Source organism: Klebsiella sp. 141251 (assembly GCF_050600725.1).
Lineage (GTDB): Bacteria > Pseudomonadota > Gammaproteobacteria > Enterobacterales > Enterobacteriaceae > Klebsiella > Klebsiella aerogenes.
In genome coordinates this window covers 366,726-381,619 of the sequence record NZ_JAQIRG010000005.1, presented here as the reverse complement: position 1 = coordinate 381,619, position 14,894 = coordinate 366,726, and the positions used below count along the sequence as shown (strand labels likewise).

13 protein-coding genes are annotated in these 14,894 nt (G+C 56.5%); 5 read left to right on the top strand and 8 right to left on the bottom strand.

The window, feature by feature from the left end:
* The first annotated feature begins 58 nt into the window (after nt 1-58).
* Both metG and PGR09_RS14300 read left to right on the top strand, forming a co-directional pair.
* A complete protein-coding gene (gene metG, locus PGR09_RS14305) occupies nt 59-2,092 on the top strand; it encodes a methionine--tRNA ligase (RefSeq protein WP_045377042.1) in 2,034 nt (677 codons plus the stop codon).
* A gap of 140 nt (nt 2,093-2,232) precedes the next feature.
* A complete protein-coding gene (locus PGR09_RS14300; protein ID WP_047066101.1) occupies nt 2,233-2,697 on the top strand; it encodes a YehR family lipoprotein in 465 nt (154 codons plus the stop codon).
* Nucleotides 2,698-2,740: 43 nt separating this feature from the next.
* Here the strand turns inward: PGR09_RS14300 and PGR09_RS14295 are convergent, their stop codons facing one another.
* The 3 genes from PGR09_RS14295 to PGR09_RS14285 are packed head-to-tail and all read right to left on the bottom strand — an operon-like array spanning nt 2,741 to nt 5,663.
* Entirely contained in the window at nt 2,741-3,208 is a 468-nt protein-coding gene (locus PGR09_RS14295; protein WP_015706088.1) for a DUF1456 family protein, read from the bottom strand.
* Nucleotides 3,209-3,261: 53 nt separating this feature from the next.
* Nucleotides 3,262-3,981, bottom strand: coding sequence for a two-component system response regulator BtsR (btsR, locus tag PGR09_RS14290; RefSeq protein WP_045391229.1), 720 nt, complete (start codon nt 3,979-3,981; stop codon nt 3,262-3,264).
* Nucleotides 3,975-5,663: a sensor histidine kinase gene (locus PGR09_RS14285; RefSeq protein ID WP_047066103.1), complete on the bottom strand. Its 1,689-nt coding sequence runs from the start codon at nt 5,661-5,663 to the stop codon at nt 3,975-3,977. The genes btsR and PGR09_RS14285 overlap by 7 nt, the downstream gene beginning before the upstream one ends.
* A 199-nt stretch (nt 5,664-5,862) precedes the next feature.
* Between PGR09_RS14285 and PGR09_RS14280 the strand changes: the two genes are divergently transcribed.
* Nucleotides 5,863-6,594, top strand: coding sequence for a MerR family transcriptional regulator (locus PGR09_RS14280; protein ID WP_045391234.1), 732 nt, complete (start codon nt 5,863-5,865; stop codon nt 6,592-6,594).
* A gap of 59 nt (nt 6,595-6,653) precedes the next feature.
* Nucleotides 6,654-6,767 carry a protein YohO gene (locus PGR09_RS14275; protein ID WP_015365743.1) on the top strand — a complete coding sequence of 38 codons (114 nt, stop codon included), beginning with the start codon at nt 6,654-6,656 and terminating at the stop codon, nt 6,765-6,767.
* On the opposite strand, the gene PGR09_RS14270 is transcribed toward PGR09_RS14275, so the two are convergent.
* The 5 genes from PGR09_RS14270 to bglX all read right to left on the bottom strand — a co-directional run bounded on the left by PGR09_RS14270 (nt 6,742) and on the right by bglX (nt 12,929).
* Nucleotides 6,742-7,479 (bottom strand): ABC transporter permease, encoded by a 738-nt coding sequence (locus PGR09_RS14270; RefSeq protein ID WP_047044871.1) that lies wholly within the window; start codon nt 7,477-7,479, stop codon nt 6,742-6,744. The genes PGR09_RS14275 and PGR09_RS14270 overlap by 26 nt on opposite strands.
* Nucleotides 7,476-8,411: an ABC transporter ATP-binding protein gene (locus tag PGR09_RS14265; RefSeq protein WP_430916252.1), complete on the bottom strand. Its 936-nt coding sequence runs from the start codon at nt 8,409-8,411 to the stop codon at nt 7,476-7,478. Before PGR09_RS14265 ends, PGR09_RS14270 begins: the two co-directional genes overlap by 4 nt.
* Nucleotides 8,404-9,561: an ABC transporter permease gene (locus PGR09_RS14260; RefSeq protein WP_213797421.1), complete on the bottom strand. Its 1,158-nt coding sequence runs from the start codon at nt 9,559-9,561 to the stop codon at nt 8,404-8,406. Before PGR09_RS14260 ends, PGR09_RS14265 begins: the two co-directional genes overlap by 8 nt.
* 6 nt (nt 9,562-9,567) lie before the next feature.
* A complete protein-coding gene (osmF, locus tag PGR09_RS14255) occupies nt 9,568-10,485 on the bottom strand; it encodes a glycine betaine ABC transporter substrate-binding protein OsmF (protein ID WP_045391246.1) in 918 nt (305 codons plus the stop codon).
* Between the two features lie 146 nt (nt 10,486-10,631).
* On the bottom strand, nt 10,632-12,929 hold the full coding sequence (gene bglX / locus PGR09_RS14250; RefSeq protein WP_430916251.1) for a beta-glucosidase BglX: 2,298 nt from the start codon (nt 12,927-12,929) through the stop codon (nt 10,632-10,634).
* Between the two features lie 201 nt (nt 12,930-13,130).
* Between bglX and dld the strand changes: the two genes are divergently transcribed.
* On the top strand, nt 13,131-14,864 hold the full coding sequence (dld, locus tag PGR09_RS14245) for a D-lactate dehydrogenase (RefSeq protein WP_047078269.1): 1,734 nt from the start codon (nt 13,131-13,133) through the stop codon (nt 14,862-14,864).
* Nucleotides 14,865-14,894: the final 30 nt, after the last annotated feature.

The window sequence follows — 14,894 nt, the reverse complement described above, 5'->3', positions numbered from 1 at the left end:
TATTGCCTTTCAGGTAACATCAAAAGCCCTTTTTACAACAGAAGATGTAATGCCCACTATGACTCAAGTCGCGAAAAAAATTCTGGTAACGTGCGCGCTGCCGTACGCCAACGGCTCTATCCACCTCGGCCACATGCTGGAGCACATCCAGGCTGATGTCTGGGTCCGTTACCAGCGAATGCGCGGCCACGAAGTCAACTTCATCTGCGCCGACGACGCCCACGGCACCCCGATTATGCTGAAAGCGCAGCAGCTTGGCATCACCCCGGAGCAGATGATCGGCGAGATGAGTCAGGAGCATCAGACCGATTTTGCCGGTTTCGATATCAGTTACGACAACTACCACTCGACGCACAGCGACGAGAACCGCGAGCTGTCGGAGCTTATCTATACCCGTCTGAAAGAAAACGGTTTTATTAAAAACCGCACTATCTCTCAGCTTTACGACCCGGAAAAGGGCATGTTCCTGCCGGACCGTTTCGTCAAAGGTACCTGTCCGAAGTGTAAATCTCCGGACCAGTACGGCGATAACTGCGAAGTCTGCGGCGCGACCTACAGCCCAACTGAACTCATCGACCCGAAATCCGTGGTGTCCGGCGCGACGCCGGTGATGCGTGAATCTGAGCACTTCTTCTTCGACCTGCCGTCCTTTAGCGAAATGCTGCAGGCGTGGACCCGCAGCGGCGCGCTGCAGGAGCAGGTGGCGAACAAAATGCAGGAGTGGTTCGAATCCGGCCTGCAGCAGTGGGATATTTCCCGTGACGCGCCGTACTTTGGCTTTGAAATTCCGAATGCGCCGGGCAAATACTTCTACGTCTGGCTGGATGCGCCGATCGGTTACATGGGTTCCTTTAAGAATCTATGCGATAAACGCGGCGACACAACCAGCTTCGATGAATACTGGAAGAAAGATTCCAGCGCCGAGCTATATCACTTCATCGGTAAAGACATCGTTTACTTCCACAGCCTGTTCTGGCCGGCCATGCTTGAAGGCAGCAATTTCCGTAAGCCGACCAACCTGTTCGTTCACGGCTATGTCACGGTAAACGGCGCCAAGATGTCCAAATCTCGCGGCACCTTTATCAAAGCCAGCACCTGGCTGAACCATTTTGATGCCGATAGCCTGCGCTACTACTACACCGCTAAGCTCTCTTCGCGCATTGATGATATCGACCTGAACCTGGAAGACTTTATCCAGCGCGTCAACGCCGACATCGTTAACAAAGTGGTGAACCTGGCTTCGCGTAACGCCGGCTTTATCAATAAGCGCTTCGACGGCATGCTCTCTGCCGAGCTGGCTGACCCGGCGCTGTATAAAACCTTCACCGATGCGGCTGCCGCTATCGGCGAAGCGTGGGAAAGCCGCGAGTTCGGTAAAGCCATCCGCGAAATTATGGCGCTGGCCGACGTCGCTAACCGCTATGTCGACGAGCAGGCGCCGTGGGTGGTGGCCAAACAGGAAGGCCGCGACGCCGACCTGCAGGCAATCTGCACCATGGGGCTGAACATGTTCCGCGTGCTGATGACCTGGCTGAAGCCGGTTCTGCCGGGGCTGAGCGCGCGCGCTGAAGCGTTCCTCAACACCGAGCTGAGCTGGGACGCCATCCAGCAGCCGCTGCTGGCGCACAAGGTTAACGCCTTTAAGGCACTGTACAACCGCATTGAAATGAAACAGGTCGAAGCGCTGGTGGAAGCCTCTAAAGAAGAAGTTAAAGCCGCCGCCGCGCCGGTGACTGGCCCGCTGGCCGATGATCCGATCCAGGAAACTATCTCCTTTGACGATTTCGCCAAGGTGGATATGCGCATCGCGCTGATTGAAAACGCCGAGTTCGTCGACGGTTCCGATAAGCTGCTGCGCCTGACCCTCGATCTCGGCGGCGAGAAGCGCAACGTCTTCTCCGGCATCCGATCCGCCTACCCGGATCCGCAGGCGCTGATTGGCCGTCTGACGGTGATGGTCGCCAACCTGGCGCCGCGTAAAATGCGCTTCGGTATCTCCGAAGGGATGGTGATGGCCGCCGGCCCTGGCGGGAAAGATATCTTCCTGTTAAGCCCTGACAGCGGCGCACAGCCGGGTCAGCAGGTTAAATAACCCTCCGCAAAAGCGCTGCTCCGGCAGCGCTTTTTTTATTCCCTTCACGCCTTCTGTTGCGACAACGCGTAATCGCCATAATAATCATTACTGTCTGCTCCTCTCTGGACGCGCAATACCACTCAACATAGGGAATCGTGATGAAATTTAACCGCAAGATGGCTGGCGTGCTGGCCGTATCCGTTCTGCTGGCGGCGCTCGCCGGCTGCGATAATAAAAAAGAAGAGACTAAAACCTTTGCGCTGAATACCAACGGCGTCGAACTTAGCTTTACCTACCACTATGACGGCGACAAAGTGCTGCGTCAGGATGCCGACAATACCATTCCCTATAAATCGATCGGCGCGGAAAATAAAGAACAGGCGCGGGCGATTATCGAGCCGATCAGCAGCGTCTATCGTAATCTGCAGGGCGTTGAGCAGACCATCGACTATAAAGACTCCTACGCGCTTGAACATCTGACCGTGGATTTCAGCAAAGCGAAAATCAGCGAGCTGTGCAAGCTGCCAGGCTCGATGTTCACCGACTGCTCACAGCAGTTTGTTTCGCTATCAGTATCGACTAAGCTGCTGGAATCGCAGGGTTTTAAAGAAGTGAAGAAGTAAAGAGATACAGGGCCCGGGCGCAGGCCCGGGTCAAGTCAGGCGCTTAGCCTTTGGCGTGCTCGCGCTCGGTAAGACCGCGCAGGAAATAGCGCAAAAACTGATCGCCGCATTCACGGTAGTTTTTATGGTCCGGCGCGCGCATCATGGCGGTAATTTCCGGCATCGACACGCGGAATTTTTGCTGAGTCAGGATCGCCAGAATGTCGTCGGTCTTCAGCGAGAAGGCGATACGCAATTTTTTCAGTACGATATTGTTATTCACCCGGCGCTCGACCGCCAGCGGCGGCGCCGACTCATCTTTACCACGCTTGTCGTAAATCAGACCGTTGAGGAAATTCGACAGTACGACATCCGGGCAGCGCGCAAACCCTTCTTCGTCTTCTTTTTTCAGCCAGGGTACCAGTTGTTCCGCACTCACCGGCGCATCCGCCAGCGCAAAGATACGTACCAGACCGTTATTATTCGTTTTCAGGGTGTAGCGCAGGCTACGTAAAATGTCGTTACTGATCATAATGCCTTCATGATGAAAAATGCTGGCGCTAAGTCTACCATGATTCCGCGTTTTTACAGACCAATCGCCTCTTTCAGGCTTTTCAGGTAACGACGGCTGACCGGCACCGTTTGCCCGGCGCGCATCAGTAGCTCCGCCTGGCCGTTCTCCTCAAGGCGGATCTCTTTCAAATGCGCCATGTTAACCAAATACTGACGGTGGCAGCGCAGCAGCGGCGTTCGGCTTTCCAGAGTACGCAAAGTCAGCTCGGTAAAACCTTCTTTGCCTTCGCTATCGGTGACGTAAATACCGCTCATTCGGCTGCTCACAAAAGCCACATCCTCCATTTGCAGTAGCCAGATGCGGCTGTGACCGGTGCAGGGAATGTACTTCAGCGCCTGCTGGGCATCCTCCAACAGTGATACATCCTGCAGACTGCGCTCCTGGCGCAGGCGGCCCAGCGTTTTCTCCAGCCGGACGTTCTCAATAGGCTTGAGGAGATAATCGAAAGCGTGCTCTTCAAACGCCTTCACCGCATATTCATCGAAGGCGGTTAAAAAGACGATATAGGGGCGATGTTCAGGATCGAGCATGCCAACCATCTCCAGCCCACTGATACGCGGCATTTGAATGTCCAGAAACAGCACGTCGGGACGCAGCTTATGCACCGCGCCAATCGCTTCGACGGCATTGCCGCATTCGCCAACGATTTCTATATCGCTTTGCTCCTCCAGCAGGATGCGCAGGTTTTCTCGCGCCAGCGGCTCATCATCGACGATTAAAACTTTTAGCATGCATTTTCCTCCACAGGCAGTCGCAGCGTGATGCGGGTAAAATGTTCCGCTTCGCAAGCGACGCTAATTCCGCAGTCGGCGCCGAAGCGCGTGCGCAGTCGTCTGTCCACCAGACTCATCCCAAGCCCGCTGGCATTAGGGTTATCACGGTAAAGCCCGGCATTGTCTTCCACATCCAGCTGTAGCCAACGCTCATGCTGACTGGCGCGAATGGTAATTTCGCCCACGCCAAGATGCTGAGAGGTGCCGTGCTTGATCGCGTTTTCGACTATCGGCTGTAACGTAAATGCCGGTAGCTGGAGATGCTCAAGCGACGCTGGCACCTGCATGCGTATCTGCAAATTATCCTGGAATCGCGCCTTCTCAATTTGCAGATAGGCATTCACATGTTCAATTTCGTCCGCCAGGGTGACAATCTCCGTTGGTCGCTTCAGATTTTTGCGAAAGAAGGTCGATAAATACTGCACCAGTTGCCCAGCCTGATCGCTATCACGGCGGATCACTGCCTTCAGCGTGTTCAGGGCGTTGAACAGAAAGTGCGGGTTAACCTGCGCGTGTAGCAGTTTAATTTCCGACTGGGTCAGCAACGCTTTCTGTCGTTCATACTGGCCGGCAAGGATCTGCGCCGACAGCAGTTGCGCTATCCCCTCCCCCAACGTGCGGTTAATCGAGCTGAACAAGCGGTTTTTCGCTTCATATAGCTTAATAGTGCCAATAACCCGTTGATTCTCACCGCGCAGCGGAATGACCAGCGTCGAGCCCAGTTTACAGCCAGGGTGAATTGAACAACGGTATGGCACCTCGTTGCCGTCGGCATAAACCACTTCGCCGGTATCAATCGCCTTTTGTGTATAGGATGAGGAGATAGGTTTACCTGGCAGATGATGATCGTCGCCGATACCGGTAAACGCCAGCAGCCTTTCGCGGTCGGTAATCGCCACGGCGCCGATATCGAGTTCCTGAATCAGCACCTGAGCGACCTTCATACTGTTCTCTTCGTTGAACCCCTGGCGCAGGATCCCCTCGGTGGAGGCCGCCACCTTTAGCGCGGTGGCGGAAAAAGCCGAGGTGTATTTCTCAAACATCGCCCGCTTATCCAGCAGAATGCGCATAAACAGCGCGGCGCCGACGGTATTAGTGACCATCATCGGCGCGGCGATACTCTGCACCAGGTGCAACGCATCCTGGAATGGCCGCGCAATGAGCAGGATTATCAGCATCTGTACCAGTTCAGCGAAAAAGGTAATCGCCCCGGCAGTAAGCGGGCTGAACACTTTATCCGGACGTCCGCGTTTGATCAGAATGCTATGCACCAGGCCGCCGAGCAGCCCTTCGACAATGGTCGACACCATACAGCTTAACGCCGTCATGCCGCCCAGCGAATAGCGATGCAAGCCGCCGGTCAACCCCACCAGACCGCCGACCACCGGGCCGCCGAGCAGGCCACCCATCACTGCGCCAATAGCGCGAGTATTAGCAATAGAGTCTTCGATATGCAGACCGAAATAGGTCCCCATAATGCAAAAAATCGAGAAGGTGACATAGCACAGCAGCTTATGCGGCAAACGCACGGTGACCTGCATCAGGGGAATGAACAGCCGCGTTTTACTCATCAGCCAGGCGATAACCAGAAACACGCACATCTGCTGGAGCAGCAGCAAGACCAGATCGAACTCGTACATACCCGCCAACCACACAACCTTTGAAAGCGCGTAACATACACTGCCCGTCCATAACTTTCTTTGAAGCGATACAAGAAAATGATAAATCATGGTGACGATCACACTTCCCACCGTCTCGCCGGCGCCGTAAAGCGCAAAAAATGAACAATTGATAAACCCCTTCTACAGTTAAATGAGGAGCACACGGCGGGAGGGGAAAATGGCGCTGTATACGATAGGCGAAGTGGCTCAGCTTTGTGATATCAATCCCGTGACGCTGCGAGCCTGGCAGCGACGTTATGAACTCATCAAGCCGCAACGCACCGATGGCGGCCATCGTTTATTCAATGACAGTGAAATCGATCGCATCCGCGAAATTAAGCGCTGGATTGATGCCGGCGTTCAGGTCAGCAAAGTAAAAAACCTGCTGCCCGATCGCGAAGCGGATGTCGAAGACGGCTGGCGCGAACAGCAGGAAATCTTGCTCGGTTTTCTGCAGGAAGGTCATTACCAACGCGTGCGGCTATGGCTCAAAGAGCGTAGCCACAGCTATAGCGCACAGATGCTGGTGCATCATCTGCTTAATCCGCTTCGCCACCGCCTGCTAAGCCCTCAGCCGACTTTACTGGCGCTGCGTAGCCTGCTCGATGGTATCTTAATCAACCACATCGCCCAATGTCTCGCCCATGCCTGGAAGCGCCCCGGCCATCACGCGGTGGTGGTGGGCTGGAACACCGATGACACCACTCAATTATGGCTGGAAGGTTGGATCGCCTGCGAGCAGGGCTGGCGGGTGGATATCGTCGCGCACTCGCTTAATCAGATCCGCCCGCAGCTATTTCCTGACAGCACCCTGCTGGTGTGGTGCCCCGCGCCGCCGGGTAGCCCTCAGGCAGCGCAGCTCCGCGAATGGGAACAGCGGGAAAATCTGATCTGGCTAAATAGCAATTAATGTTTCATTAACACCTGCGCTTCACCGTATAATCCCTCCGTTAACAAAAGGAGCCTATCATGAAGCCTGCGAAAATCGCGGTCATTACCCTCTTCTTATGCATGGCCATCGGCGGGATCGGCGGCGTCATGCTGGCAGGTTACTCGTTTATTGTTCGCGGCGGTGTCGGCTGATCCACTGGTTCAGCCGTTCAAAAAAGCGGTCGATTATGATCGCGGCGAGCGCCACCAGCAGCGCCCCCTGTAGCACATAAGCGGTATTAAAGCCGCTGAGACCGATTATTATCGGCGTGCCGAGGGTGTTGGCGCCCACCGTTGAGGCAATGGTTGCCGTACCAATATTGACGATGGTCGAGGTGCGGATCCCGGCCAGCATCACCGGCGCCGCCAGCGGCAGCTCCACCTTGCACAACCGCTGCCAGCCGCTCATCCCCATCCCCTCGGCAATATTCAATACCCCAGGCGATATCGAACTTAATCCAGCCAGCGTCCCCTGCAGCACGGGCAATATTCCGTATAGCGCCAATGCGATAAGCGCCGGCTGCCAGCCGAAGCCCATCACCGGTACCGCGATCGCCAGTACCGCTACCGGCGGAAATGTCTGTCCCATGGCGGCAATAGTTTCCACCAGTGGACGAAACTCTCGCCCGGCGGGTCGGGTGACGATAATCCCTGCCCCCACGCCGATAACCGTCGCGGCAATGCTTGAGAGCGCCACCAGCCAAAAGTGGGCCAGCGTCAGCGCCAGAAAACTCTCCTGCTGATAAACCGGGCGCGGCAGCTCCGGAAACAGCCAGCTAAACAGCGGCGCGCTGTGGGGCAATACCAGCAGCAGCGCGATAAACAGCGCTACCAGCCACAGTAGCGGATCGCGAAGCGCCTTCACATCGTGCCCCTATCGTGTAGCAGGTCTGCAAAGTGCAACGTACCGCACGCTTCACCCTGTTCATCGGCCACCGGCAAAACGTCGCGGCGGTGAGCGACAAACTGCGACAGCGCCTCGCGCAACGTCATCGAGACGTTCAGCGCATCGCCTGCCAGCCGTTCATCCCGCCGCAGGTAATCCCCAACGCCGCGTAGCGAGAGCAGCCGAACGCCCAGTTCGCTACGGCCAAAGAAGGTTTCAACAAAGGCGTTTTTCGGCTGCAGTAGCATCTGCATAGGTTCCCCCTGCTGCACCACTTCGCCGCTGTCCATCAGCACCAGGTGATCCGCCAGGCGTAGCGCTTCGTCGATATCATGGGTGACGAGCACGATCGTGCGCCCAAACAGACGATGAATGCGCAGCATCTCCTGCTGCAGCGCTTGGCGGGTGACCGGATCCAGCGCGCCAAATGGCTCATCCATTAACAGCACCTCCGGGTTGGCCGCCAGCGCCCGCGCCACGCCAACGCGCTGCTGCTGGCCGCCGGAAAGCTGATGCGGGTAGCGATCACGTAGCAGAGGTTCCAGGCCAAGTAACGCCATGAGTTCATCAACCCGCTCGGTAATTTTTCCGCGCGGCCACTTTTGCAGCTGCGGCACGGTGGCGATATTCTGCGCCACCGTCCAGTGTGGAAACAGGCCGATAGACTGAATGGCGTACCCCATACGACGGCGTAGCGCCAGCAGCGGCTGTCGACGGATATCCTCGCCGGCGAAGCGTATCACTCCACTATCCTGTTCCACGAGTTGATTAATCATCTTCAGAGTGGTCGATTTTCCGGAGCCGGAAGTACCAATCAGCACGGAAAACGCGCCTTCGCGCAGATGCAGATTTAGATCCTTCACCGCTGGCTGTCCGGCGAAGGCCTTGTTCACCCCGGCGAATTCAATCATGCGCCTCTCCTTTTAATAACGCGCCCCACAGTGCAAACACGGCATCCACGACTACCGCCAACGCAATCGTCGGAATGACGCCCAGCAGCACCAAATCCAGCGCGCTGCTGAGGAGCCCCTGAAACACCAAAGCGCCGAAGCCGCCCGCGCCTATCAGCGCCGCCACCACCGCCATACCGACGGTCTGCACGCTGACGACCCGCAGGCTACGCAGCAGAATCGGTAGCGCCAACGGCATTTGGACCTGGCGAAAACGCTGTCCGCCGCTCATTCCCATCGCCATCGCGCTTTCCAGCGCCTCCCGCGGCACCTGCTGTAGTCCGGTCACCACCCCGCGCACCAGCGGCAATAACGCGTACAGCACCAGCGCGATCAGCGCCGGCGCCATCCCGGTTCCAGAAATACCTATATTCCCCAACCACGGAAAATGGCGGGTCAAACCGGCGAGCGGCGCGATCAACAAACCGAATAGCGCCACCGAGGGAATAGTTTGAATCACATTAAGGAAGGTAAATACTGGCGCCTGCCAGTGCGGTCGCCGCCAGAGGGCGAAGCCTATCGATAAACCCAATAATAATCCGGGTAGCAACGTCCCGAACAACAACCATAGATGCTGACGCAGCGCGTCATTAAAGACATCCTCGCGGTTAGCATATTCTTTCAGCAAAGAGAGTTGATCGAGGGCCCCATGCCACAGCAGCAGGCACGGTAGCAACCAAAGCTGCGCATTCAGAAGCCAACGCCATAAAGCGTGCGGAGTCAGTCGGCGGATAGTATCGCTGGCAAGCAGCAGGCATAGCGCGAGAGCAAGCCATAATCCGCTGCCGGGAGAGGTACGCGCCAGCGGGGAGCCCTGTTGCACCAGATGTCGCGCGATGTCTCCGGCGCCCCACATTAGTAGTGGCAGGAGCAAATCGGCAATCAGCAGGCTTCCTAACAGCGCCAGACGGCCAGGGATCCAGCACAATAACAACAGCAGCAGCCCGCCCGCCAGCTGCGCCGCCGCCAGCCACGGCATTTGCGTCCAGAGCCAGCGCGCTTCACCGGAGAGCAGACGATTAGGGGCATAAGTAACAAACGGCAGCGCCGCCACGGCCAACAGCAGTAGCGTGAGCAGCAGCGCCACACGGTTATAACAACGAATAGTCACCAGTCCTTACTTCAGCAGCCCTTTTTGTTGCAGGTAATCGGCGGCAACGCTCTTCGCGTCACGCCCTTCAACGGCAATACTGGCGTTTAGTTTCTGCAATGTTTTTTCATCGAGGCTAGCGAACACCGGCTCCAGCCACTGCGCCATCTGCGGATACGCCTTCAGCACCGCGTCGCGCACCACCGGCGCCGGCGCGTAAATGGGCTGTACGCCTTTTGGATCGCTCAGGGTTTGTAACCCCAGCGCCGCCACCGGCCCATCGGTACCATAGGCCATCGCCGCGTTAACACCGGAGGTTTGCTGTGCCGCCGCCTTAATGGTCACTGCGGTATCGCCGCCCGCCAGCGACAACAGCTGATTCTGATTAAGCTTAAATCCGTAAGCTTTTTCAAATGCCGGCAGGGCATCGGCGCGCTCGATAAACTCCGCGGAAGCCGCCAGTTTAAAGTCGCCGCCCTTCTGTAGATAGGCGCTAAGATCGGCCAATGAAGTAAGATGATTTTGCTCTGCCACTTCCTGTCGCACTGCGATAGTCCAGGTATTATTTGCGGGGGCCGGGGTCAGCCAGATCAGCTTGTTTTTTTCCGCGTCCAGCTTCTTAACTTTTTCATAGCCCTGTTTGGCGTTTTTCCACGCCGGGTCATTTTCATCTTTAAAGAAGAAAGCGCCGTTGCCGGTATATTCCGGATAGATATCCAGCTCGCCGGCGGTAATCGCGCCGCGAACCACCGGCGTGGTGCCGAGCTGGACTTTATTGACCGTTTTCACCCCATGGCTTTCCAGCACCTGCAAAATGATGTTGCCGAGCAGCGCCCCTTCCGTATCGATTTTCGAGCCCACCTTCACCGGTTCCGCCGCCTGCAGCGGCAGGCTAAGCAGGGCTGCAAGCGCCATTACACCTGACCATTTCATTGCCATCATCATCCCGCTTCCCTCATTTTTATACGCTTCGCTTACAGAAGCTTAAGAGAAAAGCGTAGTCCATTTGGCCATTTAACGAAAAAGAAAAGGCCGATTAATCGGCCTTTCAGGTGTAACACCCGGTTTATCCCTTTTTACTGGGCTCGCGACTACAGCAGCTCAAATTCGCTCTGCTTAACGCGGGCGGAATCGACGCCGATAAAGACGTTAAATTTGCCCGGTTCGGCAACGTATTTCATCTGCTGGTTCCAGAACTTCAGCGCTTCAACATCAATCGGGAAGCTGACAGTTTGTGTCTCGCCCGGCTTGAGATTCACCTTCTTAAAGCCGCGTAGCATTTTCACCGGCCGGCTCATCGACGCGGTCACGTCCTGCAGATAAAGCTGGATCACCGTCGCCCCTTCACGTTTGCCGGTGTTGGTCACCTGCACGCTGGCGGTCACGCTGCCGTCTCGCGGCATCGTCGGCGCCGACATTTTGACATCGGAAACGCTAAAGGTGGTGTAGCTCAGGCCATAGCCAAATGGATACAGCGGGCCGTTCGCTTGATCGAAATAACGCGAAGTGTATTTATTCGGTTTTTCCGGATTATACGGACGGCCGGTATTCAGATGGCTGTAGTAGGTCGGGATCTGCCCCACCGAACGCGGGAAGGACATCGGCAGCTTACCGGACGGGTTGTAATCGCCAAACAACACATCGGCGATCGCATGGCCGCCTTCAGTACCGGCAAACCAGGTCTCCAGCAGCGCATCCGCCTGCTGATCCTCTTTCACCAGCACCAGCGGACGCCCGTTCATCAGCACCAGCACCAGCGGTTTACCGGTCGCTTTCAGCGCGCTAATCAGATCGCGCTGACTTTGCGGCAGGGTGATATCGGTACGGCTGGAAGCCTCATGCGCCATACCCTGCGCTTCGCCCACCACCGCAACGACCACGTCGGACTGTTTCGCCGCCGCCACGGCCTCATCGATCATCTCCTGCGGCGAGCGCGGGTCGACCTGCACCGCTTTCTCATACAGGTTAAGGAAATCGACAATGCCTTTATCGTCAGTAACGTTAGCGCCTTTGGCATAAATCACTTTGCCTTTATCGCCCAGCGCCTCTTTGATGCCGGTCAGCACGGTGACCGACTGGTCGGCCACGCCCGCCGCCGACCAGCTGCCCATCATGTCGCGCTTGCTATCCGCCAGCGCGCCCACCACCGCGATGGTGCCTGATTTTTTCAGCGGCAGCGTATCGAGACGATTTTTCAGCAGCACCAGGCTTTCTCGCGCCACTTCGCGCGCCTCTTTACGATGCAGACGGCTTTCGGCGTTGGTGTCCTGCGGGTCGGACGCTTTCGGCCCCAGATGGCTGTACGGATCGTTGAACAGCCCCATGTCATACTTGACGTTGAGCACGTGGCGGGTAGCGTCATCCAGTTCAGCCATCGTCACCTTGCCGGATTTCACCAGCCCCGGCAGATATTTGCTGTAGTACTCATCGCTCATGCTCATGTTGATACCGGACTTCAGCGCGACGCGCACCGCGTCTTCCGGGTCGGAGGCGACGCCGTGTTTAATCAGCTCTTTGATGGCGCCATGGTCGGAAACGGTGATGCCTTTGAAGCCCCACTGGTCGCGCAGGACGTCTTTCAGCAGCCAGGAATCGGAAGTGGCCGGGGTACCGTTGAGCGAGTTTAGCGCCACCATCACCGCGCCGCTGCCGGCATCGAGACCGGCTTTATACGGTGGCATGTAGTCGTTGAACAGGCGCTGCGGGCTCATATCGACGGTGTTGTACTCTTTACCGCCTTCAACCGCGCCGTAGGCGGCGAAGTGTTTAACGCTGGTCATCACCGAATAGCGGTCTGCCGGGCTCTTGCCCTGCATCGATTCCACCATCGCTTTACCCATCACGGTGGTCAGGTAAGTGTCTTCGCCAAACCCTTCAGAGGCGCGGCCCCAGCGCGGGTCGCGAGAAACGTCGACCATCGGCGCCCAGGTCATATTAAGACCATCGTCAGCCGCTTCGTAGGCCGAGATACGCCCGACGGTATTCACCGCGTCGAGATTAAAAGAGGAGGCCAGGCCGAGGCTTATCGGGAAGACGGTACGCTGGCCGTGCAGCACATCGTAGGCGAAAAACAGCGGGATCTTCAGGCGGCTTAGCTGCATCACCTGATCCTGCATCACGCGGATATCAGGCCGGGTCACGGTATTAAAAATCGCCCCAACCTGACCGTTTTTGATCATTTCCCGGATCGCTTCTTTCGGGTTATCCGGGCCAACGCTGATTAAGCGCAGCTGACCGATTTTTTCATCGACCGTCATTTTTTTCAGCAGTTCGCTAACAAACGCATCTCGCGCCTCAGGCGTCAGCGGATGGTTACCAAACAGTTCATCGGCCAGCGCGGGTTGCAGCGCCAGGCTCACGGCGACGCCAACAGTACACAACCATTTCATTATTATGTATCCCTCTTTGATTCGGTGCTAATAACCCAGCGAAAACGCAGCAAAAACCGCAGTTTGCCATATATATAAACAACGCGCCCGTAGAATGCTAAGGTTCTTATCTGATTTATAGAAACATTCATACACCAAATTGTCATACAAAGCGGTATGCTAACAGCGATATAGCTTTCCTGTGCCCACAAGGAGTGAATCATGTCATCTGCAACAACAATAAATAACCCTCCCTTTTTGGCGGAACTGGCGCGGCTGGTTGGCTCCTCGCATCTGTTAACCGATCCGGCGAAAACCCAGCGTTACCGAAAAGGTTTCCGCTCAGGCCACGGCGATGCGCTGGCGGTGGTGTTCCCCGGTACCCTGCTTGAACTATGGCGGGTGCTCAGCGCCTGCGTACAAGCTGACAAAATTATCCTGATGCAGGCGGCGAATACCGGCTTGACCGAAGGCTCCACCCCGAGCGGCAATGATTACGATCGCGAAATCGTCATTATCAGCACGCTGCGTCTGGACAAGCTGCACCTGCTGGATAAGGGCGAGCAGGTGCTGGCCTACCCTGGTACCACCCTCTATTCACTGGAAAAAGCGCTCAAGCCGCTGGGCCGCGAACCGCACTCGGTGATCGGCTCTTCTTGCATCGGCGCATCGGTTATCGGCGGTATCTGTAACAACTCCGGCGGATCGCTGGTGCAGCGCGGACCGGCCTATACCGAAATGTCGCTGTTTGCGCAGATTGACGCCGACGGCAAACTGAAATTAGTCAACCATCTGGGAATCGATTTAGGCGCGACGCCGGAACAAATCCTGAGCCGCCTCGACGACGATCGTATCACCGATGCCGACGTGCAACACGATGGCCGCCACGCCCACGATCACGATTACGTCACCCGCGTGCGCGATGTCAACGCCGATACTCCAGCTCGCTATAACGCCGACCCGGACCGCCTGTTCGAATCCTCCGGCTGCGCCGGCAAGCTGGCGGTCTTCGCCGTCCGTCTCGATACTTTTCCAGCGGAAAAACGCCAGCAGGTGTTCTATATCGGCACTAACCAGCCGGAAGTGCTCACCGAGATCCGCCGCCACATCCTCGCTGAATTCAATAATCTGCCGGTGGCCGGCGAATATATGCACCGCGATATTTACGATATCGCCGAAAAATATGGCAAAGATACCTTCCTGATGATCGATAAGCTCGGCACCGATAAAATGCCGTTCTTCTTCACCATGAAGGGGCGCACCGACGCGATGCTGGAAAAGGTCTCCCTGTTCAAGCCGCACTTCACCGACCGCTTTATGCAGAAACTCGGTCACGCCTTCCCGGCGCACCTGCCGGAGCGTATGAAAACCTGGCGCGATAAGTACGAACATCATCTGCTGCTGAAGATGGCCGGCGACGGCATCGAAGAAGCGCAGAAGTGGCTTACGGAATATTTCCAGCAGGCCGAAGGCGATTTCTTTGTCTGTACCGCGGAAGAAGGCAGCAAGGCATTTCTGCACCGCTTCGCCGCCGCCGGCGCGGCGATCCGCTATCAGGCGGTACATGCCGACGAAGTGGAAGATATTCTGGCGCTGGACATCGCCCTGCGCCGCAATGACACCGAATGGTTCGAACATCTGCCGGCGGAAATCGACAGCCAGCTGGTCTACAAGCTCTACTATGGCCACTTTATGTGTCACGTCTTCCACCAGGATTACATCGTGAAGAAAGGGGTCGACGCGCACGAACTGAAGGAAAAAATGCTGGATCTGTTGAAAGCGCGCGGCGCGCAGTATCCGGCGGAGCACAACGTCGGCCATCTGTATGAAGCGGCGGAGAGTTTAAAGCGCTTCTATCGCCAGAACGATCCCACCAACAGCATGAATCCGGGTATCGGCAAAACCAGCAAACAAAAATACTGGGGCGAGGCGCAGAAGCCAACGGAAGCACAATAATCGTTAACCAGGACTGTTCAGCCGCGGGGC